Here is a 24,052-nt window from a genome sequence, read left to right as displayed (position 1 = left end):
GCTTCGCTCATCATGGCGGAGATCCCGGCACTTTCAGTACTACGCCATCGGCAAGCGCTGAGAAATCCAGGGATGGATTTATTCGGCGTTATCCCTAGAATCCCCAATCGACTCAGACTTGCGCCAGATACTCACCGAATTGTTCGGCGGGAAGCGGCCTTCCCATCAAATAGCCTTGCACCTCATTGCAACCATGCATGCGCAAGAAACTGAGTTGTTCATCGGTTTCGACGCCTTCGGCGATGACTTTCAAGTCCATACAGCGGGCCATTGATATGATCGCGGCGACGAGCGCGGCATCGTTAGGGGTCCGGTCTATGTCGGCGATAAAGGATTGGTCGATTTTCAAACGATCGATGGGGAACTGTTTTAGATAATTCAGCGAGGAATAGCCGGTGCCAAAATCGTCTATCGACATGTTGACGCCGGTTTGCTTTAACGCATGCATTGTTTTCAATGAAGTCTCCACATGCTGCATTGCGGCGCTTTCTGTTAATTCTAATTCTAAGTGTTCGGGTTCAAGATTGAATTCATTCAAGACAGTGCTAATGTTATGGTTTAAATTGGTGCAGGAAAATTGCCGAGCCGAGAGATTGGCGGCAATACGCAATGGCTTCAAGCCTTTTTTCAGCCAGGCGCGGGATTGAGTGCAGATCTCGTTCAGGACCCATTCGCCGATAGGCATGATCATGCCGGTCTCCTCGGCCAGCGGAATGAACTGAAGGGGTGACACCAAGCCAATGCCGGGACGCCGCCAACGCAGCAAGGCTTCGCTGCCGATCAGCTGACCGCTATGTAGGTCGAACTGAGGCTGGTAATGAAGTTCAAATTCGCCGTTTTCCACGGCATTTCTCAATAAATTTTCCATTTCGATACGCTGGCTGGCGTATCCGTCCATGCCCGATTGAAAAAAATTCAATTGCTTGCGGCCATTATGTTTGGCGGAATACATCGCGGTATCGGCATGTTTCATCAGATCGGTGGCGTTATCGCCGTCCTCGGGATAAAAACTGGCCCCTATGCTGGCGGACAGATACACTTCGTGGTTTTCAAAACAGACCGGCTCCTCGATACAGCGGAGAATGCGGTCGGCCGCCTGACGGACATCGCTATGGTTGTCGAAATCCTGTAGGATGATGGTGAATTCATCGCCGCCTATGCGCGCCAGCGTGTCGTTTTGACGGAGACAGGACTGCATTTTCAACGCGATTTTTTGTAAGACCAGGTCGCCCTGGGTATGACCAAAAGTATCGTTGATGTATTTGAAATGATCCAAATCGATGAAAAAAACTGCGACTTCCTGCAAATTGCGTTTGGCCTGCAAGATCGCCATATTCAGGCGGTCTAGGAACAGTTCTCGGTTCGGCAGGTCGGTTAATTTGTCATGATAGGCTTGATGGAGCAGTTGCTTTTCCGCCGCCTTTTGTTTGCTGATATCGATGAAGATGCCGATGTAGTTTTGCACCTTGCCTTGGCTGTCTCTGACCGCCGAAATACTCAACCATTCCGGATAAACTTCGCCGTTTTTACGTTGATTCCAAATTTCGCCTTTCCACTCGTTCTTGGTCGTGATTTGACGCCACAAGTCTCGATAGAATTCCTCGTCGTGGCGGTCGGATTTGAAGGCGCGCGGATTCTTTCCCACTAATTCTGCTTTCGAATAACCGGTGATTCGGCTTACGGCGTCATTAGCCGCCAGAATCGCGCCGTCAGTATCGGTAATAATAATGCCTTCCAGAGAATGATTGAAGACCGCTGCGGCCAATTTCAGCTCTTGCGGTGGCGGTTGATGAGATAAAAAGCTGTGTAGGGCCCCCAATGCGAAGCCGGCATGATGGGAGATGAGTTGCACTAAATCGGCTGCCGAGTCATATTCCAGGATTGGGTTTTCCAGGGCGAGAATCCCCACGCATTGTTGATCTGTCGATAAAGGGTAAAGTTTTAACGGTAAAGACTGTATAGCCTCTGGCAAATGGGAAAAAGAGCGCTCACAAATTTCTTTCAGTCCATCGTTAAGATAGACGGGTTGTTGCCGATTAATACAATGTGCAATCGGATCCGCATCGTTTTTTGCGAATTGCAGCTTGATGCCTTGAATGTTTTTTTTATATTTACCGCTGACGCTGGTCAGTTGCAATTGGTTAGACTGTGTTAGCAGGCCTCCCCAGACGAGCTCGCGGGAAAGCGAGTGCGCTAGCTTATCGCAGATTTGCTGTAATTTACTGGCTTCATCAGCCGACGGCGTCAGCAGGATTTGATGAATCTCCGGCAGAACGGCATTTTTCAGCAATCTTAGCCTTAACGTATTTTGCATGTCCTTCTCCTTAAATATACGGCTTAAGTATGATCGAATACCGAGAGAATGAAATCAGTGCAATGCGTTAGCTGCCGTCGGATGATTCACTATTTTGCTGTAGGATAAAACCGTCCAAACGCACTTGTTCGTTTCATCTTTGCGCTCTATTATTGCGCCAGAGAGGGCCGCATTCGATCAAATCAACTGATTGGCGATGGCGTAACGGATGAGGTCGGCGTTATTTTTCATCTGCATTTTTTTTAATATTCGCGCTCGATAGGTGCTGACCGTTTTCGGGCTGAGCGCCATTTTATCAGCGGTTTCGGTAATACCCTGACCGCAGGCAATGGCGCAAAAAACCTGGAATTCGCGGTCGGTCAATAAATTATGATGGCTGATCGCGGATTGTGGTTGCAATTCGATGACCAGTTTTTCCGATAAGGCGGGACTGATATATTTGCCGCCTTGGGTCAGTTTGCGGATTGCGGTTACTAATTGTTCGGGAGCGCTTTCCTTGCAAAGATAGCCGTCGGCGCCGGCGCGCAACATTCTGATCGCGTACTGATCTTCCGAATACATGCTCAGAACTAAGATAGGCAAGTGGGGGGCCTGATTCTTGGCCAGCTTGATAAGCTCTAATACATTTTTCCCCGGCATCGAAATATCCAACAGCAGAATATCCCAGCTGTTTTCCCGGATCATTTTCATCGCTTCATCGCCGTTAGCGGCCTCGCGAAACACGTTGATATCGGGGATGGTGCTGAGAATTTGTTTCAATCCTTCTCTGACCAGCGCGTGGTCGTCGGCTATCAATACATTAATCATATTACCTCAATCTGGACTAAGAATGTGGAGCATTCGTTTCATTTACCTATTGCTACGGTCCCATCAAAGATTAAGCTGCTGGTTTAATCTGTTTGTCAAGCTTGTAAAGTCAGTTGCCGGAGCTAGTCACTAACATAATGGGCGGATATGCGCCGACGGAGTCGTCAGCGCTCATGCGCATTGTTCGCCATTTTCGCTAGAATTTGAGTATAGCTTATTATCGGGTGACTATTTAGTATAAAATATTTTCTCAGTATTAAGCTGAATAGTTACATTATCGGACGCTCATTTGTCAAGACAATAACAGTCATGGGGTAGGGCTCCCTCATTAAAAGATACCTGAACCAACACATTGGCTAATATCGCGTCATCCCACTGGGCGGGGCGGGTTAAATAACCCGCCCCAAGCGTTTAACTTACTCTAGTCACGGTTGAACTGTTCAGGACCTCGTTGACCCGCATTTCGCATAGCGACATGCGGACTACTGCCAAGGGCGACGCTCCTACGTCACTTTACCTTTGTGGATGTACTGAACTGCGTGAAGCGCATCAAAAACCGGTGCGCTTCCTATCGTCAGCACACCCTATTCGAATCGTAGGGCGGCTTCGCGAAGCAAGCCGCCAAAAACCGCCACCAGGGCAAAATTGGCCGTTGTGCGTATCCCCAGGCGGCGAATCCACCCTACGGTTGCGATGCCTTTGTTGTTAATTTTCTGTTTTGCCACTCATTCATTTAATGAGGTAGCCCTGCGTGTCATGGCGGGAGGCTGCTTGCACGCGCCATGACTGTTATTGCCGCGCAGGGCGGATATTCGGCCGAAACTATGCGGCAGGCATGTTGGCTAGCTCCGCTTCGGCGATGATTTCGATGGCGTTGCCGTCAGGGTCTCGGCAGAACAAGGCCTGTCTGCCGGAAATACTCAACGTGTATGCGATGTTGGCTTTTTCCAGCGAGTCTTTGACCGGAGCGATATCCTTCACCGTCAAGGCTACATGGCGGTCGCGTCCGCCGTGTTTGGGGCGGCCGGTGGTCGGGTCCGGGTTGTCCAGTTCCAACAAGTGGATTTGTTGTTGCGCACCGATTTTCAACCAGGCGCCGGGAAAGGGCAGATTGGGGCGCGGAACCTGCTGCATGCCCAGGACATTGGCATAGAAATGCAAAGATTGCTGGGTGTCGGAAACGATAAGACTGGCGTGATGCAGGGTATATTCGATATGGCTCATTTCACTGTGTGGTTTTGCGATGATGATGCGATGATTATAACGCGCTTAGGCGGTAACGCCTAAGCCAGTCTAGGCTGTCTTCGGTTGTGCCGGAAGGTTTGTATTCGGCGCCGGTCCAGCCGCGATAATCTGATTGGGCGATGATGTCGAAGAGGCGGTCGAAGTCAGTTTGCCCTGTACAGGGTTCACCGCGCCCCGGACAATCGGCAAACTGGATGTGGCCGATCTGAGCGAGATGTTCGCACAGGAATTCGTCGCAGTCTTCGCCCATTCTGTGCATATGATAGAGGTCATATTGCATTGCCAGATTCGGATGCTTTAATTCGGTTAGGATGTCGAGCATTTGCTGACCGCTGTGTATCATGAAACCGGGCATATCCACGGTGTTGACGGCTTCGAATACAGTTTTGACGCCGATACGTTCGAAAGCGTTGGCGGCATGGCGAAGGTTGTCTTTAAAGGTAGTTAAATATTCGGGTAAACGTTCGTTGTTTATACAGCGTCCCGGCAGCACGTTAATCACTTCTGGGTTTAATAGCCGGGCATATTCCAATGCCTGTCCGACGGCCTCGCGGAATTGGGCTTGTTTTTCCGGTACGCCCGCCAAGCCTTCGCCGCCTTGCAATAAGGTGTCGGCGTCGACATTGAACAAAACCAATTTCAAGTGATGGCGCTGCAATTGCTGTTGAATCTGATCGATATTCAGCTCATAGGGGAACTGAATCTCGACCGCCTTGAAACCCGCCTCGGCGGCGGCTTGAAAACGTTCCAATAACGGGACTTCGGTGAACAACAGGCTTAGATTGGCGGTGAATCGCAACATCAGTTTTTCTGGTAGAGCTTGATTAATGTGGCAGGGTCTTGTTCCAGGAAACCGTGTTGGCCATGCAGCTGCATTAGTTGGGCGGCCAGACCCGACATCGGTATCGCATCGCCTTGTTGCTGCGCCAAACCGACCGCCATGTTCAAGTCTTTCAATAGCGTCTTGACCCGCCATTTGACTGGTTCGAAAGTTTCGGTCGCCATTTCAGGGCCGACGATTTGTAGCGGTTTGGAATCGGCGAAGCCGCCGGCCAGCGCCTGGGGAATTTTCTCCGCATCGACTCCGGCTTGTTTCGCCAACGCCATCATTTCTGCGATCACCAGCACGTTGCAACTGACGATCATCTGATTGCAGATTTTCGTGGTTTGCCCGCTGCCGACCGGCCCCATGTGCGTCAATCGTTGATACAAAGGCCGTAATATGTCTCGGGCAATGGCTATGTCTTCTGCCTCGCCGCCAGCCATGATCGCCAATGTGCCGTGTTCGGCGCCGGCGGTGCCGCCCGATAGCGGCGCATCGACCCAGCGCATACCGCAAATTGTCTTTAATTTACCGGCGAGCTGCCGGGTTACTTCAGGGTCGATACTGGACAGATCAATCAACAATTTGCCGGCCGCGCCATTGGGCAAGATTTCGTTTTCTATGATCGAAGCGACGACGGCGCTATCGGCCAAACATAACAAGATGATATCGGAATTCTTGACCAATTCGGCGATCGCATGACAGGCGTTCGCGCCGGCATCGGTTACGGCGCGGAGTTTGTCGGCGCTACGATTCCAGACATTGACCTTGAAGCCAGCTTGCAACAGTCGCAACGTCATCGGTCGGCCCATCAGGCCGATGCCGATGAAGCCGAGCGTATAGGAGTTATCGGGCATTTTGTTATTCGGTGATCGTAGAGTATGGTTTAATCATAACATTTCAGACGAAAGACGAAAGACGAAAGACGAAAGACGAAAGACGAAAGACGAAAGACGAAAGACGAAAGACGAAAGACGAAAGACGAAAGACGAAAGACGAAAGACGAAAGACGAAAGACGAAAGACGAAAGACGAAAGACGAAAGATTTAATTTTACTCAGACTCCAGTTATGCCAAGATCGGTGGGGCTGGAGAAGGTTAAAAGGTAAACAATTCGGTCATGGATGGACTGATACTGCCGACCACCATGGGCGCTAGGATCGAGGCAAGCTGGGGTATTTTTTCAGCGATGGATTGCACGCCTTGGGTGTCGATCAGCCACGAGGGCAGTGCCTTAGGCTTGTCCGCTACGGTCAACTGATCATGGATGGCTAGCGCCCGGTTGCGCAGATAAGCCGAACTGGGGATATATAAAGCGGCTATCGTCAGGGTATAGGAGATGCCCCAATATTGGATCACCGCCATGATGATTTCCTTCAGCGGCTTGATGTCGTTATGAGACGGAATCAGGTTCAATGGCCAGCTCAACCATAACTGCATGTGAATGATACCGATGATCATGACCGCCGATGCGAATTCGGTTAGTTTCTTCAACCATTCAAATCGGATACCGAGCTGATCGATCTGTGATGCCGGCTGGCAAAGAAAACAACAACTGGTGACGATGGCCAACGGAGCGATGATGATCGAGAGAAAGTTAATCACCCCCAACGCATATTGAATAAATAATAGATATGTCGAACTCAATAGTGACGATGCGGCCAAGGCGTCGAACGTGAAATGGAACAGTGTCTTGATCGGACTATGAGTCGAATCGGTATGCAATATATAAAAGAATTCCACACAAGATAATAGCACCACTATCGTAATGGGCGGCCATGGCTTTCCGGCTGCCGTTTTTTTCAGAGTGTTCGACAGAAAGACAACAAAACCGATGCTGAGGCAGAGATAAAGCAATACGCTGGTCAACCAGAGCAGGCGGGCTTTTGTTTCAAGTAAGGCAGCCGATGGGGGGAGTTGATCGTGCTGCATGAGGAAATAGCCGGCCACGCGCGTACCTAGATTAGGGAAATCGAAGGCCAGCAATTCGAACAAAAATTTACCGGCTACAATCGCGAAGATTGGCGGTAAGGCGAACCGTAGCGGAAGTAAAGCTTGGCGGGACAATAAGAAATCAATTTTCATCGTCGATCTCCCTCGGTTGGATTTATTCCCTTCGTTATTTGCGGTACTGTCCGTTATCCACGAATTCGACGTCGGATTAAACCGTTGTTAGTGATAAAACATGGAATCTTTCGTCGAGAAGCTATTTAAACATAAACACGGCAATTGGCGAACCTGATTAGCTGTTAGTTGAATTGCGTCGCTTTATCGGTGAAGATTGTTCCAATTTATGAATGACAAGGCTCATGACATGACGGCACAGATACGGCGCTTGATCGGCGTTAGTTCGATTATATTGATTTTCAGCTTAACGCCTGCCTGGGCGTCTGACGATAAGGCGGCGATCGCTAGTGCGCATCCGCTGGCGACGCTGGCCGGTTTCGAAATCCTCGGCCAAGGCGGCAACGCCTTTGATGCGGCGGTTGCGGTCAGCGCGGCGCTGGCTGTCGTCGAGCCGGCCGGCTCCGGCCTCGGCGGAGGCGGGTTCTGGTTGCTGCATCGGGAGCGGGACGGATTCGAGACGATGATCGATGGTCGGGAAAAAGCCCCATCGGCGGCCGATAAGAATATGTACCTGGATGAGCAGGGCGAGGTAATTGCCGGCTTGTCCAGAAACGGCGTATTAGCGGCCGGCATACCAGGCATGCCGGCCGCGCTGGTGCATTTGGCGGAAAACTATGGCTCATTGCCCTTGCGGCAGCTGTTGCAGCCGGCGATACGCTATGCCCAGTTAGGATTCTCAATCGGCGAGCGGCACCGGAAATTGCTGGCATTCAGGTTTAACGAGTTAAGTAAAGATGCCGAGGCCGCCAGCGTATTGTTGCCGGACGGAAAAATACCCGCGCTCGGCAGCATACTGCGTCAACCGGATCTGGCCAAGACTCTGATGAGGCTGGCCGAAAACGGGCGTGAAGGGTTCTACGGCGGTGAGGTGGCGGAAAAACTGCTGTCGACCGTGCGTCAAGGCGGCGGCATTTGGCGCCAACAGGACCTGGAGCAATATCGGGTGATCGAAAGACAACCGCTGCGCGGCCAATATCATGGGGTCAGCATCACCAGCGCGGCGCCGCCTTCATCGGGAGGGATCGTCATGCTGCAGGCCTTGAATATTTTGTCGGCTTATCCGCTGTCCGGGTTGGACGAAATCGGCCGCAAACACCTGATCGCAGAAGCGATGCGCCGGGCCTATCACGACCGCGCCATGTATCTGGGCGATGCCGACTTTGTCGAGATTCCTGTCGAGCGGCTGTTGAGCCAAGACTACGCCGCCGGTTTGCGGCGTTCGATCCGCCAGGACAGGGCCATGCCCAGCGCCTGGCTGGCCGGCGAAATGACGGCAAATCCGGGCGGCAGGCATACCACGCATTTCTCCATCATCGATAGCGAAGGCAATCGGGTGGCGGCGACCTTGAGCATTAACTTTCCGTTTGGCGCAGCGGTGATGGCCGAAGGCACCGGCGTTTTGCTGAACGATGAAATGGATGACTTCGTCAGCAAGGCCGGCTCGATGAATGGCTACGGCTTGGTGGGCGGCGTCGCCAATGCCATCGAGCCCGGCAAGCGTATGTTGTCCAGTATGTCGCCGACCTTTCTCGAAGATGATCAGCGGGTCGCCGTGTTGGGAACACCGGGCGGCAGCCGAATCATTTCGATGGTGTTGCTGGCGGTGCTTGATTTCGCCGAGGGCCGCGGCCCCGATTCCTGGGTCAATGTGCCACGATTTCATCACCAGTATCTCCCGGATGTCATTCAATACGAGAAGGGTGGGTTGACCGACGATGAAACCAGCGGTTTATCGGCGCTGGGACATCAACTGAAAGAGGTGCGCTACCGCTACGGCAATATGCAGGCGGTGCAACAGCATAAACAAACGGGCGAGTTGTCGGCGGCCAGCGATCCCAGGGGCGAGGGCTTGGCGTTAATTCGTTAAGTCGACGGACGATGTTGCAACAGGGATATATCGAGCTATGGCATGGCGTCTTATCTTTGAGCGAACGTGACGATGAGGCTTATTATGCGTTGTTGGATCAACAAGAACGGCGCGTCGCCGATTCGATGCATAGACCTTCGGTTCGCGACCGCTATCTAGAAACGCGCGCCCGCCTGCGTTTGAAGCTGGCCGATTATGTCGGCCAGCTTCCGGAAGCGCTTGCGATTGCCAGGAGCGAGCATGGCAAACCATATTTGCCCGATTATCCCGAATTGAGTTTCAACCTGTCTCATTCCGGAGATCAGTTGTTGCTGGCGGTCACGGCAGGCAGCCGGCTCGGTGTCGATGTCGAAACGGTCAGGCCACGGTCCGGGATGGAAGGTCTCGCGCGTAAGTGTTTCGCCGCCTCGGAGTTGCGCGATTGGAAAGCTTTGCCCCAGGAACAACAAACGATCGCTTTTTATCGCTATTGGACCGCGAAGGAGGCCTTTGTCAAGGCGACCGGCCGGGGAATCGGCTTGGGACTGAATAAGGTCGTCGTGGCTAGAGCAGCGCCGCTCAGACTGGTGGAAATTCCGATGCAATACGGCGATGCCGGACAATGGCGACTTGCTGCGATTGCCTTAGATGAAGGCTTGTCTGCGACTGTTTGCATCGACAGCCCTGTGCTAAAAGGTATTGATCTCTATCCCTGGGATGCAACGTAGTCAGGGTGGATAAGCGCAGCGTCAGCCGTCGATCTAAGGATATATCGGATTAAGCGTCTGAGGAAAAGTCATCAAGGCGGAATGAGGTTCCGCCTTGGGATTTAAGCCGATTGTTTTTCCTTCGGGCCGTTGACGTCTTCAGGATCGCCTTCATAAGGCGTCGCGTATTTACATTCCTTCTGCGGGCAAACCTTTTCGGGGCCGCGACGTTTGGTGGTTTTCAGGGTCAGTATCGGCCAATCGCATTCCGGACAGCTTTCCTTGACCGGAGGGTTCCACAAGGCATAATTGCATTTGGGATATTCCGAACAGGAATAGAAGATTTTGCCGTAGCGTGATTTACGCTTCAGTATCGCGCCCTTGTGGCATTGCGGACATTCGACGCCGGTATCGAGCGGTTTTTCCAATGGCTCGATGTGCTTGCAGTTCGGGTAATTGCTACAACCGATAAACTTGCCATAGCGCCCGGTTTTGATGACCAAGGCTGAGTCGCACTTCGGACAAGTGCGGCCTTCGACGACTTCCGGCTCGGCGGATTGGCTGCCGTCGTCATTCAGATTGCGGGTATAGGAACATTCCGGATAGTTGGTGCAGCCGATGAAGCGGCCGTTGCGACCCAATCGTATCGATAACGGACTACCGCATTCCGGACATTTTTCGTCGATCTGTTCCTGAGTGACGTCTTTGCGCTGGACGCTTTGTTCTTTTTCGGTAATCAATTTAATAAATGGCTGCCAGAAGTCGTTCATCAACGGAATCCAGTCTTTTTCACCGCGAGCGACGGCGTCTAGGTCATCTTCGAGGTTCGCGGTGAAGCTGTAATCGACGTATTTGGTAAAGTGTTCGGTCAGGAACTTATTGACGATACGACCCACGTCGGTCGGATAAAAACGCTTGCTTTCCAAGATGACATATTCCCGGTTTTGCAGCGTAGAAATGATCGTCGCATAGGTCGATGGGCGGCCGATGCCGTGTTCTTCCAGCGCCTTGACCAGGCTGGCCTCGCTATAGCGCGGCGGCGGCTCGGTAAAGTGCTGGGCCGCGACGATGTCGTTCAAATCGACCGGACGGCCTTCTTCCATCGGCGGCAGGAAGCTTTCCTTGTCGTCGCTTTCCTTGTTGTCGTCCAGGCCCTCCAGATACACCGCCATGAAGCCCGGTTTGGCGATCGTGGAGCCGGTGGCGCGAAAAACGTTCTTGTCGCTGCCGCAGTTTAAGTCGACGGCGACCAGGTTCAAGGTCGCGTGTATCATCTGGCAGGCGACGGTGCGTTTCCAGATCAAATCATAGAGCTTGAATTGTTCGGCGCTCAGCCTGTTTTTTACCTGTTCCGGCAGGCGTCTGGCAGAGGTGGGACGGATGGCCTCGTGCGCCTCTTGCGCATTTTTGGATTTGGTCTTAAAGGAACGGGGATCTTTAGGCACGTTTTCGGCGCCATATTTTTCCGCGATCAATTCGCGAATTTCGCTAATCGCCTCTTCCGCGAGATTGACCGAGTCGGTACGCATATAGGTGATCAAGCCGGCCGTTTCTCCGCCCAGGTCGATGCCTTCGTAGAGTTGTTGCGCCACCATCATCGTGCGCTTGGTGGTGAAGCCCAGTTTCCTGGCCGCCTCCTGCTGCAGCGTCGAGGTGATGAAGGGCGCGGCAGGGTTGCGGCGACGTTGTTTTTTTTCCAGCTTGGCGACAATCAATTTGCCGTCGGCGGCGTCGAGCAGAGTTTGCTTGACAGCGGTCGCACGCGCCTCGTCGGTGATGCTGAATTGATCGAGTTTGACGCCGTCGAAATGAGTCAGCTTGGCCTTGAAGGGTTGGCCCTCGGCTCTGACATCGGCGGTGTGAGTCCAGTATTCGCGGCTTTTAAAGGCTTCGATTTCCTGTTCTCGCTCCACGATCATGCGTAGAGCCGGGCTCTGTACACGGCCGGCCGACAAGCCGCGGCGGATTTTTTTCCAAAGTAACGGTGATAGATTAAAACCGACCAGATAATCCAGCGCTCGGCGAGCCTGTTGGGCGTTAACCATCGTCGTGGACAGCTCGGTGGGATGCTCGATGGCTTCGGTCACCGCTTTCTTGGTGATTTCATGAAAGACCACGCGTTTGACCTCTTTGTCTTTCAGCAGCTTTTTTTCCTTCAAATGTTCAAACACATGCCAGGAAATTGCCTCTCCTTCTCTATCCGGGTCGGTCGCCAGGTACAAGGTATCGGCCTTCTTCATGGCTTTGCCGATTTCCTGTAAATGGCGCAGGTTGCGTTCGATGACCTGGTATTTCATGGCAAAGTTATTGTTAGGATCGACCGCGCCCTCCTTGGGCACCAGGTCCCTGACATGACCGTAAGACGCCAATACCTGGTAGTCTTTGCCCAGGTATTTCTCAATGGTTTTACATTTTGCGGGAGATTCTACAATAACTAAGTTTTTACTCATGACCGGTGAAAAAAGGAGAGGGAATTAGTGCAATGATGCGGGGATCAGGCCGTAGACGATATCTTCCATTCTGGAAAAAGCGACGACATCGTCTGGCTGGCTGAGCAGAATCATTAACACCAGCCATTTCAATTTGTCCAAGTTGATGTTTTCGTTTTTCAGCGCCATGGCCCGATCGATGACGATTTCACGACTGATGGGAGTTAAGATTTGACTGTGCTCCAAAAACATTAAGAAATTTCTGCACTCAAGGTCCAGCGCCGCTTTCTCCTGGTCGCTGAAGATCCGGAAAGCCGATGATACGGCCGGCGTAATGGTGCTTTCTTCGGTCAGCGATTCCAGCCAGTCAAAGGCCTTGCTGACTTCGGGTTGTTCAAAGCCTGCATCGATCAATTCCGTGGCGATCGCATCGGCGTCGCCGAACATCTCGATCTCATTGTCGAGATAGTTTTCAAACAAATAGATCAATACATCAAAAATATCTTCTTTCATTATGGCTGTTTATTTAATTCGAATGTAGCTGCCGCCTGCTGCCGAGGCGATATAGCCTTGTAGTTCTAGCACCAACAACATGGATGATATGATTTCAACGGAAAGTCCGCTTTGTTGAACCAGATCATCGATGGAAGTGGGGCTGAATTGGACCAATTTCAATAGATTTTGCTGTTCCAGGTCAAGCTCTGATTGTTTTTTTTCCGGAACGTTCACTTCATGTCGTTGATTGTATTCACCTAACTCCTCAAGAATATCGTCGGTCGTTTCGACCAATTTTGCCCCTTCTCTGATCAAGGCATTGCAGCCGCGCGCCAGCGGATTATGAATCGAACCGGGAATGGCGAAAACCTCGCGGTTTTGTTCCAGCGCCAGGCGGGCGGAGATCAGCGAACCGCTCTGCCGGGCGGCTTCGACAACCAGCAAACCGATGCACAGACCGCTGATGATGCGGTTGCGACGGGGAAAATGGTTGGCTTGGGCGGAGGTGCCGGGAGGGAATTCCGAGATCAGCGCACCCCGTTTGCTGATTTCACTGGCCAGTTCTTTATGCCGGGCCGGGTAGACCCTGTCCAGGCCGGTGCCGGCGACCGCGATGGTGTGCCCCGTCGCCTTCAGGGCGCCCTGGTGGCTGGCCGCGTCGATGCCGAGCGCCAGGCCGCTGGTAATCGTGAAGCCGAAGCGAGCCAGCGTTTCGGCAAAATCCATTGCCGTTTGCCGGCCTTGCGCGGACGGATTGCGACTGCCGACGATGGCGATTTGCGGCTGATGCAGCAGGTCGATATTGCCGCGTACAAACAGGACGGGCGGCGGTCCGACGATTTCCAGCAATTGCCTGGGGTAGCGTTCATCGAGCAGCGTCAAGGCATGGTGGTTGGGGTTGTCCAGCCAGGCAAGGTCATGTTCTATGCGGGACCAGTCGGGCTGTTTTAGGGCGTCGATGGTGGCGTTAGTCAAACCCAGTTCGTTCAGTTCTGTGCGTGGTGCGCTAAACAGCCGAGCAGGTTCAAGATGTTCGAGAACGTGACGAATGGTTTGGCTACCCATGCCTGGCGTGCGCAACATGGCTAGCCAGTATTTGAGGTGTCGGGCTTGGGGCTCTGGAGGTGTGTTCAACGGCGTTGAAAAACAAAATAGTTGATAGATGGCGCCCGGTTAACGCGCGCCATTCTAAGCCGTCCGTTAATCAAGGCGTTTTAACTTTATCCAACACATGAATGGCCGCGGTGGCTTCCATGACTAAGGCGTAGCTGACTTTTTCAAAGGGTCGGAAAACCATCAACACGCCGGCAATTTCGTCGGGCAATTGCACGGTGACGGTTTCACCGGGGATTTGATAGTTGTCGTTGACGATGCGTCCGCGCTGATAGATGTCGAACACATGACCGGTCTCTACGCCGTCGGCGGAGCCCCGGTCGATCACGATGATGTTATGTTGACCGATTTGGGACACGCCGTTAAGCACGCTGATGATGCTGCCGCTGATTTCATCTTTCGGCGGATGGGGGAAGTAATTCAGCGCCAGTTCGCCGGCGGCGCTGACCATCAGGCGGTCGCCGATACGGATTTCACTGTCGGATTTATTGATCAACAGTGTAGCGGGGTCGCCAGTCGTTTGCAATGTGGTGTCGGCGATATAGTTAGCCTCGTAGCCGAGGATTTCATCGGTGCCCGGTCTGATGTAGGCTTCGCCTTGACGGTAAACGGTATAACTGAGGCTTTCCGGATCGGTGATGGCGCGGACATAGATTCGGTCGCCGGCCCCGGCGACCAGATGTTCGCCGGCAAAGTCGATGACATAGGGGGAGTTGGCCAGGTCTTTTTCGTTGACCACTTTGGGCGAGGCCAGAAATTGGCTGATGGCGTCGGTCGGAATTAATTTAACGGCTTCCTCTAGCGAAGACTCGCGGATGGTCGGGCTGAGCTTGACAGTTTTGGACAGGGTTAAACGAGGTTCGCCGTCGACATAAGAAAAACTCAGTCGATCGCCGGGATAGATCAGATGCGGGTTTTCAATATGAGGATTTTTTTTCCATAATTGCGGCCATTGCCAGGGATGCTGTAGGAACTTACCGGAAATATCCCACAAGGTATCGCCTTTGACTACGATGTATTGTTCCGGGTGGGCCGGGTTGATTTTCAGTGTGTCGGCCATGATTGCGGCGCTGAAAAACAATGGGATAAATGCCCCGAAGATTGCACGAAAAGCCATATTTTAATCCTGAAACTTTATTTATAAGGTTCTGTCTGAATTCAAAGTTTAGATGAATTCGGATAGAATTCTAGTATTGAAATATTATTTAAGTGGAGTGTTGGGTGACTATTCTGAATATTCTGGAATTTCCCGATAAAAGATTGAGAACGAAGGCGCAGCCGGTCGAAACGGTTGATGACGGCATCAGAACGCTGGTCGATGACATGTTGGAGACCATGTATCAGGCTAAAGGCGTAGGCTTAGCGGCCACTCAGGTCAATGTTCATAAGCGCGTCATCGTCATCGATGTCAGTGAGGAAAAGCACGATCCGCTGTATTTGATCAATCCCGAGATTATCGAAAAAGACGGTGTCGAGGAGTCGGAGGAGGGCTGTCTTTCGGTGCCGGGCTTCTATGAAAAGGTTAAGCGCGCCGAACACATCAAGGTCAAGGCTTTGAACAAGCACGGAGAAAGTTATGAAATGGAGGCGAGAGATTTGCTGGCGGTGTGCATACAGCATGAAATGGATCATTTGGAAGGTAAATTGTTCGTCGACTACTTGTCGGCGCTGAAAAGAAAGCGGATTCAGTCTAAGTTGGAAAAGATTCATCGACTGCAGCGCTAATAACAAGGAATGATATGAAAATAATTTTTGCCGGGACGCCGGATTTCGCGGTCCCGACCTTGCAGATGCTGATCGATTCGGAACATCAGGTCTGCGCCGTCTATACTCAACCCGACCGGCCGGCCGGTCGGGGACGCAAGCTGAAGCCCGGCCCGGTCAAACAACTGGCTCAGGCTGCCGGCATTCCCGTGCATCAGCCGGAAACCTTGAAAACAGACCGGGACTTGCTGCAGCTGCGTTCATTCGACGCCGATTTGATGGTCGTGGTCGCCTACGGCATCATTCTGCCTCAGTCGGTGTTGGAGACGCCTAAGCTGGGCTGCATCAATGTACACGGCTCGCTGTTGCCGCGCTGGAGAGGCGCCGCGCCGATTCATCGGGCGCTGCTGGCCGGCGACCGGGAAACCGGGATCACTATCATGCAGGTCGTTAAGAAGTTGGATGCCGGCGATATGTTGCATAAAGAAGTCTGCGAGATTACCGCGCAGGATACTTCCGGCGATTTGCATGACCGCCTGGCCGCATTGGGCGCCATCGGCTTGCAAAAGGTGTTGGTGCAACTGGAGCAGGGAGCGGTGGTCGCCGAGAAACAGGATGAGAACCTCGTTACCTATGCGGAAAAACTGCAGAAAAGCGAAGCGCAATTGGACTGGAATCAGAGCGCCATTGAACTGGACAGGAAAGTACGAGGACTGAATCCGTGGCCGGTGGCGCAGACCTCATACCAAGGCAAGGCCTTGCGTATCTGGAAGGCCGAGGTCATCGACGGCGAAGCAGGATTGCCGGCGGGCACGGTCAGCTGCCATGACAAGCAGGTCGATGTGGCGACCGGCGATGGCTGGCTAAGGCTGCTGGAAGTGCAATTGCCGGGCGGTAAACGGATGGATGTGCAGGCCTTTATGAATGCGCATGCGGTAGACGGGGTCAGACTCGGACAATGAATCTGCGCAATCTGGCCGCACAGATTCTATTGCGGGTATTCAAAGACGGTCAGTCTTTAACGGCGGCTTTGGAGTCACAGCTGGACAAAGTTCCGGACGGCAAGGATAGGGCGTTTGTTCAAGCCATTTGCTACGGGGTCTGTAGAGATTATTACCGACTCGATTTCATGTTGCGACAGCTGTTAAGCAAGCCGCTCAGGAACAAGGATCGGGATATCCATATGCTGCTGCTGCTGGGGATATATCAACTGCATGCGATGCGGGTCCAGCAGCATGCCGCCGTTTCTGAGACGGTGGCGGCGGCGAAGAAGAAATCCTGGGCCAAATCATTGATCAATGGCGTGCTGCGCCAATATATCCGCGATCAAGAGGCGCTTGTGCATCGACTCGAAGCCGACCGGCAGGCGCGTTTTTCCCACCCTGAATGGATGATAGAGCAATTCCAGCGCGATTGGCCGGCGCAGGCGGAGGCCATGCTGCAGGCGAATAATCAGCCGGCGCCGATGGCGCTGAGGGTAAACCTGCGCCAAGGCAGTCGGGAGGATTATCTGCGTCAACTGGCGGCGGAGCAGATAGAGGTTCGAGCCGGCGATTTTTGTGAGACGACGATCGTATTGGAGCGCCCCGTCAATGTGGACAGCTTGCCCGGATTTGCGGACGGTCGGGTTTCGGTGCAGGATGGCGCCGCCCAGCTCGCCGCTCAATTATTGGATCTGCAGGCCGGGCAGGCGGTGCTGGATATGTGCGCGGCGCCGGGCGGAAAGACGGCGGCGATACTGGAGCGGGAGCCGGCGCTGAAAACGTTGTTGGCGGTCGATATCGATCAGAACCGGCTGAGCAAGGTTGAAGAGAATCTTCAGCGCCTGCAATTGCGAGCGGAACTGTGCGTTGCCGATGCCGCTCAACCTGAGCAATGGGCGCAGGGGCGTAGCTTCGATCGTATTTTGTTGGATGCGCCCTGTTCGGCATTAGGCGTAATCAGGCGGCATCCGGACATCAAATGGCTCAGACGCGAATCCGATATCGACAAATTGCAGCGACTGCAGGCGAAGATCCTCAATGCCGCCTGGAGCTTGTTGAAACCGGGTGGGGTGCTGTTGTATGCAACCTGTTCGGTATTGAAACGGGAAAATGAAGCGCAGATCGAGTCTTTTCTGGCGCGGCATGATGAGGCAGCGGAACTGAAAATAGTCGCGGACTGGGGCCAGGCGCGACCGTTTGGTCGGCAGATCATCTCCGGCAGCGAGCAAATGGACGGTTTTTACTATGCCAAGCTTGGCAAGCGTCACTAAAGCCGCAGGGGTTGCGCTGCTGGCGTTGCTGCCGGCGTTGCTGTGGGCCGATGACTATGCCGCCAGAGTCGAGAACGTTGAAGTGCTCAACGTGGACGACGGCTATGAGCTGAATGCCCATATCGTCTATGTGCTCAGTCCGACGGCAAAAGCGGCGATCTATAAAGGCGTGCCGTTGTCGTGGAAGTTGTTGGTCAAAGTGCAGCGGGAAGGCTTGTTGTGGAACAGAACCCTTTATCAGCAACAGCTTCCCTTTGTCATCCAGCATCAGGCCTTGTTGAATCAGTATATGGTTAAAAACCTGAGTGACGATCGGGTTGAAATGTTTGCTTCGTTAAAGCTGGCATTGGCTTATATGGGCTCGATTCGACTGCCCTTGATGGGGCTGAGGCGCAGCGATGGACACGACTATCGGCTGGCTATCAAAATTCAATTCGACCGCGAGTTTTTGCCGGTTCCTCTACGTCCCGAATCTTATTTTGACTCGCAATGGGACTTGTCCAGCGATTGGTTTATATGGCATTTGCAAAAATAAAACGTCCGGCCAGCGCCTCCGTCCTGGTCTTGCTCGGTCTCATTCTGTTGTCTCTGCAATTGATGAGTTCGGCGACCCAAGAATCGTCAAAACTGAGCGAAATGTATTCCTGGCTATTGGTGATCAATACGCTGGGCTCGATCATTTTGTTTTGCTTGATCGTGATCAATCTGTATTCGCTGGCGCGGCAGTTGAAAAAGAAGGAAGCCGGTTCCAGGTTGACCACACGGATGTTGGTGCTGTTCGTGTTGCAGGCGCTGACGCCGGCGGCGATCGTGTTTTATTTTTCGATGCAATTTCTGCATCAAGGCATAGACAGCTGGTTTAATGTAGAGATCGATCGGGCCATGGATGATGCGCTGGAGCTCAGTCAGGCATCGCTCGATCAGCGCATGCGCTGGCATATCAAACAAACGCGGCTGGTCGCGAGCAGTCTCGCCGATAAGTCGAACACCCTGACGGCGCTGGAAATCGGGCCCTGGCGGGAAGCGGCGGAAGCGGTGGAAATGGCGGTTTTTTCCGGACAGGGTCGGGTGATTGCATCCAGCAGTGTCAATCCGAGTGATATTCTACCGAACCTGCCGGAGGATAATGTCTGGTTGCAGTTGAAGCAGAACAAACAATACTTCGCGATCGAGTCGGAGCGCGATGATGGCATGCTGATTCGGATTATCGTTTCGATAGACAACGATGAACCCCGGTTTCTGCAGGCCTTGTTTTCCGTGCCGGTGCGCATCGCCGATCTGGCCGATTCGATCGAGTTTGCCTTTGTCCGCTATCAGGAAATGACTTTTTTGCGTAATTCGTTGAAAACCAGTTTCTCGTTGGCTTTGTCGTTGGTTTTGTTGTTGAGTCTATTGGCGGCGATCTGGCTGGCCTTCATCAGCATTCGCAATATCGTCGCACCGGTCAAGGAATTGGTCAAAGGCACTCAGGCGGTCGCCGAAGGCCATTATCGGCAACAGTTGCCGGTCATGGCCCAGGATGATCTGGGGTTTTTGGTGGAGTCGTTCAACTTGATGACGCGGCGCATATCCCAGTCCAGGGACGAGGCCCGGTCGGCCAGTCTGGAGGTGGAAAGTCAGCGAGCCTATCTGGAAACCATCCTGGCCAATCTGACGGCCGGCGTGATCAGCTTCGATGTGACTTTCTATATTCGCACCGCCAACCAGGCGGCCTATCGGATTTTACATGTACCGGTCAGTCATTTTGTCGGCCATAATCTGAACAGTCTGGCGGAAGCCCATGCCGAGTTGGCGGAGTTGCTGAAGACGATACAGGATTTGCTGGAAAAAGCCGATGAAATTTGGGAACAGCGTATTGCTTTTTTAGGCCCTAGCGGACGCCAGGAGTTGTTGTGTCGCGGCACGCCGCTGTTTACTCAAAGCGGTAGCCGGGTCGGGGCGATTGTCGTTTTCGATGATGTCACCGACTTGATACAGGCGCAGAAAAACGCCGCCTGGGGAGAAGTCGCAAGGCGTCTGGCCCATGAAATCAAAAATCCGTTGACGCCGATACAATTGTCGGCCGAACGTTTGCAGCATAAGTTGTCTAAGGAATTACCGCCCAATTCGGCCGACATCTTGCAGCGCGCGACCCGAACCATCGTGCAACAGGTCGAGGCGATGAAGAGGATGGTCGATGATTTCGCCGAATATGCCAGGCCTTCCAAAAAACAAGTCAAAAAAATCAATCTGATCGAGCTGATTCAGGAAGTGCTGAATTTGTATACCCTGCAGGCGGCCACCGAAATCGCGACGTCATTTGCCGTGGACAGCGTCATCGTGGAGGTCGACCCGGACAGCATGCGTCAGGTGTTGCATAATCTGATTAAAAACGCTCAAGAGGCGATGGCCGGCGAAGGCCGGATTGATATCAACGTCACCAAGGTGTTGCGCAATAACGCCAATTATGTGGAGTTGGCGTTGTATGATATCGGGAATGGCCTGGACGAGGCGCAAATGCAAACCGTTTTTGAACCCTATGTGACGACTAAGGCCAAGGGGACAGGGTTGGGTTTGGCCATCGTCAAAAAAATTGTCGAAGAGCATGGTGGCATCATTTGGGTTGATGCGGCCTATAATAAGGGCGCGGGATTTATTATTCAGCTGCCTTGCATTTAATTCAGGAATTAATACGTAATGAGTAAACAGGAACCCTATATATTGGTTGTCGATGATGAACAGGATATTCGTCAGTTAGTGTCGGAAATTCTCGAAGACGAGGGCTATCAGGTGGCGATGGCTGAAAACGCCACGGTGGCCAGGGCGCTGAAACAGGAATGTCAGCCTTGTCTGATCCTGCTGGATATTTGGATGCCGGATAGCGATGGGATCACCTTGCTGAAAGAATGGGTGGCCGAGGACGACGCCTTATGTCCTGTGATCATGATGTCTGGCCATGCCTCGGTGGAATCGGCAGTGGAGGCGACTCGGCTGGGAGCCTATGACTTTCTGGAAAAGCCCCTGTCATTGGCGAAATTGTTGTTGACGGTCGAACGGGCCTTGGAAGCCAGTCATTTGCAGCAAGAAAACGCCGGTCTCAAACAGCAATTGATGCTGGGCGTCGAACCGATCGGTAAGAGCGCCGTCGTCGAAAGAGCCAAGGATCAGATCAAACGCCTGGCTCAGCATGATGCCCGGGTATTGTTTGTCGGCGAGGCAGGCGTGGGCAAGGAGATGTATGCCCGCTATCTGCATAATAACAGCGCACGCCGCGATGGCCCGTTTGTCGATGTCTCGGTCGGCAGTATCGCACCGGAAAATTCGGCGGTCGAATTTTTCGGTCGCGAGGATGGTGGCGGTAAAATTTATCGCGGTCTGCTGGAGCAGGCCCATGGCGGAACGCTGTTTTTAGGCGAAATATCCGGCATGGATCAGGAAACACAGGCAAGACTGTTGAGCGCGCTGGAATCCAGCTCCTTTTTGCGCGTCGGCGGCAGTGAGTCGGTGCGCGTCGACGTACGGGTGTTATCGTCGACCCGGATGAGTCTGGAAGAAGAGGTGAGCAGTGGCCGGTTCAGGCAGGATCTGTATTATCTGCTCAATGTCGTCACCCTGGAAATTCAGCCGTTGCGTGAACATAGCGAGGACGTACCGGGCTTGCTGAATTACTATGTCGACCATTTTGTCGCCCAGGAAAAGTTGCCGTTCAGAAAATTTTCGATGGCCGCGCAAAACTATCTGCGCAATTACAGTTGGCCGGGAAATGTGCGTGAATTGAAGAATCTGGTGCAGCGTTTGATGATCTTGGGTGCCGGCGACGACATCGAGCTGGACGAGGTCAAGGATGCGCTGGGCTCTTTTGCCGAAGAGCCTGTATTGACCGGCGTGGTGCCGGAATTTTTTAACTTGCCGTTAAAGGAAGCCAGGGAGCATTTTGAAAAATCCTATCTGGAATATCATTTCGAAAAAAATGGCGGCAGCGTCGCCAAATTGGCCGCGGCGATAGGCATGGAGCGTACGCATTTATATCGTAAGCTCCATGCATTGAAGATCAAATTGTAAATAAACTTGAAGTAGTGAAAATAATTTAGTAAAATTCCCGCTCTTTTAGATAGCCTTAACAGATTACTAAGTAACGATGAAAACATTTAGTGCAAAGCCCGCAGAAGTTAAGCGCGATTGGTACGTAATTGATGCAGAAGGAAAGACATTGGGTCGCCTTGCTACTGAAATTGCACGACGTCTTCGCGGAAAACATAAACCAGAATATACGCCTCATGTCGATACAGGTGATTACATTATCGTCGTGAATGCCGAGAAAGTTGCCGTGACCGGTAACAAAGAAAATGGCAAGATGTACCATCATCACACAGGTTATGTCGGTAACTTGAAATCCGTTAGTCTGGGTAAATTAAGAAAAACTTTCCCTGATCGCATTATCATGACTGCCGTTAAGGGGATGTTGCCAAGCAATCCTCTAGGACGTGCGATGTTCAAGAAACTGAAAGTTTATGCGGGTCCTGAACACAATCATCAGGCCCAACAACCGAAAGCGTTAGAAATATAGGCGGGTAAGAATTATGGCAGCTCAATATTATGGAACAGGTCGTCGTAAAAGCGCCGTTGCGCGTGTTTACGCCACTACCGGTTCGGGTAAATTCACGATCAATAGCAAACCAGTAGATCAGTATTTCGGTCGTAAAACCGATGAGATGGTCGCAAAACAACCTCTGGAATTGCTGGAAAAAAGCGGCGACTTCGATGTCAATGTCATCGTTAAAGGCAGCGGACCTTCTGGACAGGCTGGCGCGATTCGTCACGGTCTGGCCCGGGCGCTGATGGAATTCGATGAGACGTTGAGATCTCCGTTGAGAAAAGCCGGTTATGTGACTCGCGACGCGCGTATTGTCGAACGTAAAAAAGTGGGTTTGCACAAAGCGAGAAAACGTCCTCAATACTCGAAACGTTAATCGAGTCTGGCGGGCTGATTTATCGTCGGTTAAGGAAAAGGCTGTGGCTGAAAAGCTACGGCCTTTTTTGTGCGCGTTGTTTTTTAAATTATTAAACTATGTTAAATACCGTAAGAATAGTGTGGCAAACTCCTTAATTTTTATTTTTTGCTAAGATGTAATTTTTAGATTACATGTAAAATCAATGGCTTACAAGTTGGCATTATTACTGCATTAATTATGGTGTTTTTAACTTTGTCTAATGAGGTATGTTATGGCGCAAGAACTAACGAAACCAGTCAGTGAGCAGGCGCAACAAGGCGCCGATACCGGTGCATTATTGCTGGGCACTGGCCTGGCGGTCGCGTCAATGATTTTAGTGCCGGCCGTGGCGATGCGTCTGGGCTTGGGAGCGAGCGTCACCGGAGCGTTAAGGATCGCTTTGATGAAGGCGTCCAGCCGGGCTTCTTTCGGCGCCAGAGATGATTCGGGCGCATCCTCTTCCGGATTTAGCTGTCATTGATGGGAAATATCATTAGCTTGAACGGTAGGTTTTTTTTATAATAGCCACTTTGAACGAAAGTAGTATAGAGCGGGCTCATGAGTGATGAAAAAGCTGTATGTGATTTGTGCGGTTTGGCCATAGAAACGCCAGGTTTTTCTCTGAAAACGACGGCGGGCGAAAAAAAATTCTGCTGCGAGGGATGCAAGGGAATTTATCAGATGTTGCATGAAGGCGATATCTTGGAAGATGAAGAGGTTGAAGAAAACGCTTCGTCCGATTAATCGGCGCGAAACCCAACAATCTGCGGTATCCCGGTTGCTTTTTATCCGCACACTGTGTATCTTCCCCGGCCTTAGAATTTGCCTAAGTCAGATATTACCAATAAGGAAAAAGACATGAAACATTCACATGGCAGTCACGCAATGCATAACATGAAGCCTCATGAAATGAGCCATGGGGCGCACAGCCATCACGGTGCTCATTCCATGGGGAAACAGGTCGCGATCGGTTCGGTGGCGTCTGCAACCGCTAATACCGGAGGAAAGCTAATGAGTAAAATTGCAAAACACCCCGTGCTGGTTTTTGGACTCGGTGTCGTAGCCGGATATTTTGTTTATAAATACAGAAAGGAAATCATCTCTAGCACCAATAAGGCGGTCGATGCCGGCAAGGATTTTGTCTTGAATCAAAAAGAAAATCTGGAAGACATCGTGGCGGAAAGCAAAGAAGAAAGTTAATTTGTGTTTTGTGCTGTCA

General features: G+C 52.1%; 24 protein-coding genes. 13 read left to right on the top strand and 11 right to left on the bottom strand.

Annotated features, from left to right (window positions below):
* Positions 1-112: 112 nt before the first annotated feature.
* From Q9L42_RS01410 to Q9L42_RS01380, 7 genes are all read right to left on the bottom strand, one after another.
* On the bottom strand, positions 113-2,314 hold the full coding sequence (locus Q9L42_RS01410; RefSeq protein WP_349431768.1) for a putative bifunctional diguanylate cyclase/phosphodiesterase: 2,202 nt from the start codon (positions 2,312-2,314) through the stop codon (positions 113-115).
* Between the two features lie 177 nt (positions 2,315-2,491).
* Complete coding sequence (locus Q9L42_RS01405; RefSeq protein WP_305906406.1) at positions 2,492-3,121, bottom strand: response regulator; 630 nt, start codon at positions 3,119-3,121, stop codon at positions 2,492-2,494.
* A gap of 584 nt (positions 3,122-3,705) precedes the next feature.
* A complete protein-coding gene (locus tag Q9L42_RS01400) occupies positions 3,706-3,846 on the bottom strand; it encodes a hypothetical protein (protein ID WP_305906407.1) in 141 nt (46 codons plus the stop codon).
* A gap of 97 nt (positions 3,847-3,943) precedes the next feature.
* The gene (locus tag Q9L42_RS01395) at positions 3,944-4,345 is read right to left on the bottom strand and encodes a VOC family protein (RefSeq protein WP_305906408.1); all 402 of its coding nucleotides are present in this window, start codon (positions 4,343-4,345) and stop codon (positions 3,944-3,946) included.
* 34 nt (positions 4,346-4,379) lie between these two features.
* Positions 4,380-5,168, bottom strand: a complete 789-nt coding sequence (locus tag Q9L42_RS01390) for a hydroxypyruvate isomerase family protein (RefSeq protein ID WP_305906409.1) — start codon at positions 5,166-5,168, stop codon at positions 4,380-4,382.
* Positions 5,168-6,046 carry an NAD(P)-dependent oxidoreductase gene (locus Q9L42_RS01385; protein WP_305906410.1) on the bottom strand — a complete coding sequence of 293 codons (879 nt, stop codon included), beginning with the start codon at positions 6,044-6,046 and terminating at the stop codon, positions 5,168-5,170. Before Q9L42_RS01385 ends, Q9L42_RS01390 begins: the two co-directional genes overlap by 1 nt.
* Before the next feature lie 240 nt (positions 6,047-6,286).
* The gene (locus Q9L42_RS01380) at positions 6,287-7,273 is read right to left on the bottom strand and encodes a hypothetical protein (RefSeq protein WP_349431767.1); all 987 of its coding nucleotides are present in this window, start codon (positions 7,271-7,273) and stop codon (positions 6,287-6,289) included.
* A gap of 229 nt (positions 7,274-7,502) precedes the next feature.
* On the opposite strand from Q9L42_RS01380, the gene ggt reads away from it, so the two are divergent.
* Entirely contained in the window at positions 7,503-9,182 is a 1,680-nt protein-coding gene (gene ggt / locus Q9L42_RS01375; protein ID WP_305906413.1) for a gamma-glutamyltransferase, read from the top strand.
* A gap of 11 nt (positions 9,183-9,193) precedes the next feature.
* Positions 9,194-9,889 carry a 4'-phosphopantetheinyl transferase family protein gene (locus tag Q9L42_RS01370; protein ID WP_305906414.1) on the top strand — a complete coding sequence of 232 codons (696 nt, stop codon included), beginning with the start codon at positions 9,194-9,196 and terminating at the stop codon, positions 9,887-9,889.
* Between the two features lie 101 nt (positions 9,890-9,990).
* Here the strand turns inward: Q9L42_RS01370 and topA are convergent, their stop codons facing one another.
* The 4 genes from topA to Q9L42_RS01350 form a co-directional block, all read right to left on the bottom strand.
* Positions 9,991-12,318, bottom strand: coding sequence for a type I DNA topoisomerase (gene topA, locus Q9L42_RS01365; protein ID WP_349431766.1), 2,328 nt, complete (start codon positions 12,316-12,318; stop codon positions 9,991-9,993).
* Between the two features lie 24 nt (positions 12,319-12,342).
* The gene (locus Q9L42_RS01360; RefSeq protein WP_305906415.1) at positions 12,343-12,810 is read right to left on the bottom strand and encodes a DUF494 family protein; all 468 of its coding nucleotides are present in this window, start codon (positions 12,808-12,810) and stop codon (positions 12,343-12,345) included.
* Between the two features lie 9 nt (positions 12,811-12,819).
* Positions 12,820-13,872: a DNA-processing protein DprA gene (gene dprA, locus Q9L42_RS01355; RefSeq protein WP_349432726.1), complete on the bottom strand. Its 1,053-nt coding sequence runs from the start codon at positions 13,870-13,872 to the stop codon at positions 12,820-12,822.
* A 124-nt stretch (positions 13,873-13,996) separates the two neighbouring features.
* The gene (locus Q9L42_RS01350) at positions 13,997-15,022 is read right to left on the bottom strand and encodes a LysM peptidoglycan-binding domain-containing protein (RefSeq protein WP_349431765.1); all 1,026 of its coding nucleotides are present in this window, start codon (positions 15,020-15,022) and stop codon (positions 13,997-13,999) included.
* A 104-nt stretch (positions 15,023-15,126) separates the two neighbouring features.
* Between Q9L42_RS01350 and def the strand changes: the two genes are divergently transcribed.
* The 11 genes from def (at position 15,127) to Q9L42_RS01295 (ending at position 24,033) form a co-directional block, all read left to right on the top strand.
* On the top strand, positions 15,127-15,630 hold the full coding sequence (gene def / locus Q9L42_RS01345; RefSeq protein WP_305906416.1) for a peptide deformylase: 504 nt from the start codon (positions 15,127-15,129) through the stop codon (positions 15,628-15,630).
* Positions 15,631-15,644: 14 nt separating this feature from the next.
* The gene (gene fmt / locus Q9L42_RS01340) at positions 15,645-16,571 is read left to right on the top strand and encodes a methionyl-tRNA formyltransferase (protein WP_305906417.1); all 927 of its coding nucleotides are present in this window, start codon (positions 15,645-15,647) and stop codon (positions 16,569-16,571) included.
* On the top strand, positions 16,568-17,863 hold the full coding sequence (rsmB, locus tag Q9L42_RS01335; protein WP_305906418.1) for a 16S rRNA (cytosine(967)-C(5))-methyltransferase RsmB: 1,296 nt from the start codon (positions 16,568-16,570) through the stop codon (positions 17,861-17,863). The genes fmt and rsmB overlap by 4 nt, the downstream gene beginning before the upstream one ends.
* On the top strand, positions 17,838-18,398 hold the full coding sequence (locus Q9L42_RS01330; RefSeq protein WP_305906419.1) for a DUF4390 domain-containing protein: 561 nt from the start codon (positions 17,838-17,840) through the stop codon (positions 18,396-18,398). The genes rsmB and Q9L42_RS01330 overlap by 26 nt, the downstream gene beginning before the upstream one ends.
* On the top strand, positions 18,380-20,521 hold the full coding sequence (locus Q9L42_RS01325) for a sensor histidine kinase (protein WP_305910121.1): 2,142 nt from the start codon (positions 18,380-18,382) through the stop codon (positions 20,519-20,521). Before Q9L42_RS01330 ends, Q9L42_RS01325 begins: the two co-directional genes overlap by 19 nt.
* An 18-nt stretch (positions 20,522-20,539) precedes the next feature.
* On the top strand, positions 20,540-21,904 hold the full coding sequence (locus Q9L42_RS01320) for a sigma-54-dependent transcriptional regulator (RefSeq protein ID WP_305906420.1): 1,365 nt from the start codon (positions 20,540-20,542) through the stop codon (positions 21,902-21,904).
* A 76-nt stretch (positions 21,905-21,980) separates the two neighbouring features.
* Positions 21,981-22,409: a 50S ribosomal protein L13 gene (gene rplM, locus Q9L42_RS01315; protein ID WP_305906421.1), complete on the top strand. Its 429-nt coding sequence runs from the start codon at positions 21,981-21,983 to the stop codon at positions 22,407-22,409.
* A 10-nt stretch (positions 22,410-22,419) separates the two neighbouring features.
* Entirely contained in the window at positions 22,420-22,812 is a 393-nt protein-coding gene (gene rpsI, locus Q9L42_RS01310; RefSeq protein WP_305910122.1) for a 30S ribosomal protein S9, read from the top strand.
* Between the two features lie 253 nt (positions 22,813-23,065).
* The gene (locus Q9L42_RS01305) at positions 23,066-23,314 is read left to right on the top strand and encodes a hypothetical protein (RefSeq protein WP_305906422.1); all 249 of its coding nucleotides are present in this window, start codon (positions 23,066-23,068) and stop codon (positions 23,312-23,314) included.
* Positions 23,315-23,391: 77 nt separating this feature from the next.
* The gene (locus Q9L42_RS01300; RefSeq protein WP_349431764.1) at positions 23,392-23,577 is read left to right on the top strand and encodes a heavy metal translocating P-type ATPase metal-binding domain-containing protein; all 186 of its coding nucleotides are present in this window, start codon (positions 23,392-23,394) and stop codon (positions 23,575-23,577) included.
* Positions 23,578-23,691: 114 nt separating this feature from the next.
* On the top strand, positions 23,692-24,033 hold the full coding sequence (locus tag Q9L42_RS01295) for a hypothetical protein (RefSeq protein ID WP_305906424.1): 342 nt from the start codon (positions 23,692-23,694) through the stop codon (positions 24,031-24,033).
* Positions 24,034-24,052 lie beyond the last annotated feature (19 nt).

The sequence above is a fragment of the Methylomarinum sp. Ch1-1 genome (assembly GCF_030717995.2).
In the GTDB taxonomy this organism is placed as follows: Bacteria; Pseudomonadota; Gammaproteobacteria; order Methylococcales; family Methylomonadaceae; genus Methylomarinum; species Methylomarinum roseum.
The sequence above is the reverse complement of the archived record's forward strand: the minus strand, read 5'-3'. Positions and strand labels throughout refer to the sequence as shown.

Bases quoted from the DNA above. Each gene is read 5' to 3' on its own strand.
- Q9L42_RS01395 (WP_305906408.1), bottom strand. From the start codon at position 4,345: ATGAGCCATATCGAATATACCCTGCATCACGCCAGTCTTATCGTTTCC.
- Q9L42_RS01360 (WP_305906415.1), bottom strand. From the start codon at position 12,810: ATGAAAGAAGATATTTTTGATGTATTGATCTATTTGTTTGAAAACTAT.
- Q9L42_RS01320 (WP_305906420.1), top strand. From the start codon at position 20,540: ATGAGTAAACAGGAACCCTATATATTGGTTGTCGATGATGAACAGGAT.
- Q9L42_RS01330 (WP_305906419.1), top strand. From the start codon at position 17,838: ATGCCAAGCTTGGCAAGCGTCACTAAAGCCGCAGGGGTTGCGCTGCTG.
- rsmB (WP_305906418.1), top strand. From the start codon at position 16,568: ATGAATCTGCGCAATCTGGCCGCACAGATTCTATTGCGGGTATTCAAA.
- topA (WP_349431766.1), bottom strand. From the start codon at position 12,318: ATGAGTAAAAACTTAGTTATTGTAGAATCTCCCGCAAAATGTAAAACC.
- rplM (WP_305906421.1), top strand. From the start codon at position 21,981: ATGAAAACATTTAGTGCAAAGCCCGCAGAAGTTAAGCGCGATTGGTAC.
- Q9L42_RS01405 (WP_305906406.1), bottom strand. From the start codon at position 3,121: ATGATTAATGTATTGATAGCCGACGACCACGCGCTGGTCAGAGAAGGA.
- Q9L42_RS01295 (WP_305906424.1), top strand. From the start codon at position 23,692: ATGAAACATTCACATGGCAGTCACGCAATGCATAACATGAAGCCTCAT.
- Q9L42_RS01410 (WP_349431768.1), bottom strand. From the start codon at position 2,314: ATGCAAAATACGTTAAGGCTAAGATTGCTGAAAAATGCCGTTCTGCCG.
- fmt (WP_305906417.1), top strand. From the start codon at position 15,645: ATGAAAATAATTTTTGCCGGGACGCCGGATTTCGCGGTCCCGACCTTG.
- Q9L42_RS01300 (WP_349431764.1), top strand. From the start codon at position 23,392: ATGAGTGATGAAAAAGCTGTATGTGATTTGTGCGGTTTGGCCATAGAA.
- Q9L42_RS01370 (WP_305906414.1), top strand. From the start codon at position 9,194: ATGTTGCAACAGGGATATATCGAGCTATGGCATGGCGTCTTATCTTTG.
- Q9L42_RS01385 (WP_305906410.1), bottom strand. From the start codon at position 6,046: ATGCCCGATAACTCCTATACGCTCGGCTTCATCGGCATCGGCCTGATG.
- Q9L42_RS01390 (WP_305906409.1), bottom strand. From the start codon at position 5,168: ATGTTGCGATTCACCGCCAATCTAAGCCTGTTGTTCACCGAAGTCCCG.
- Q9L42_RS01350 (WP_349431765.1), bottom strand. From the start codon at position 15,022: ATGGCTTTTCGTGCAATCTTCGGGGCATTTATCCCATTGTTTTTCAGC.
- ggt (WP_305906413.1), top strand. From the start codon at position 7,503: ATGACGGCACAGATACGGCGCTTGATCGGCGTTAGTTCGATTATATTG.
- Q9L42_RS01325 (WP_305910121.1), top strand. From the start codon at position 18,380: ATGGCATTTGCAAAAATAAAACGTCCGGCCAGCGCCTCCGTCCTGGTC.
- Q9L42_RS01305 (WP_305906422.1), top strand. From the start codon at position 23,066: ATGGCGCAAGAACTAACGAAACCAGTCAGTGAGCAGGCGCAACAAGGC.
- Q9L42_RS01380 (WP_349431767.1), bottom strand. From the start codon at position 7,273: ATGAAAATTGATTTCTTATTGTCCCGCCAAGCTTTACTTCCGCTACGG.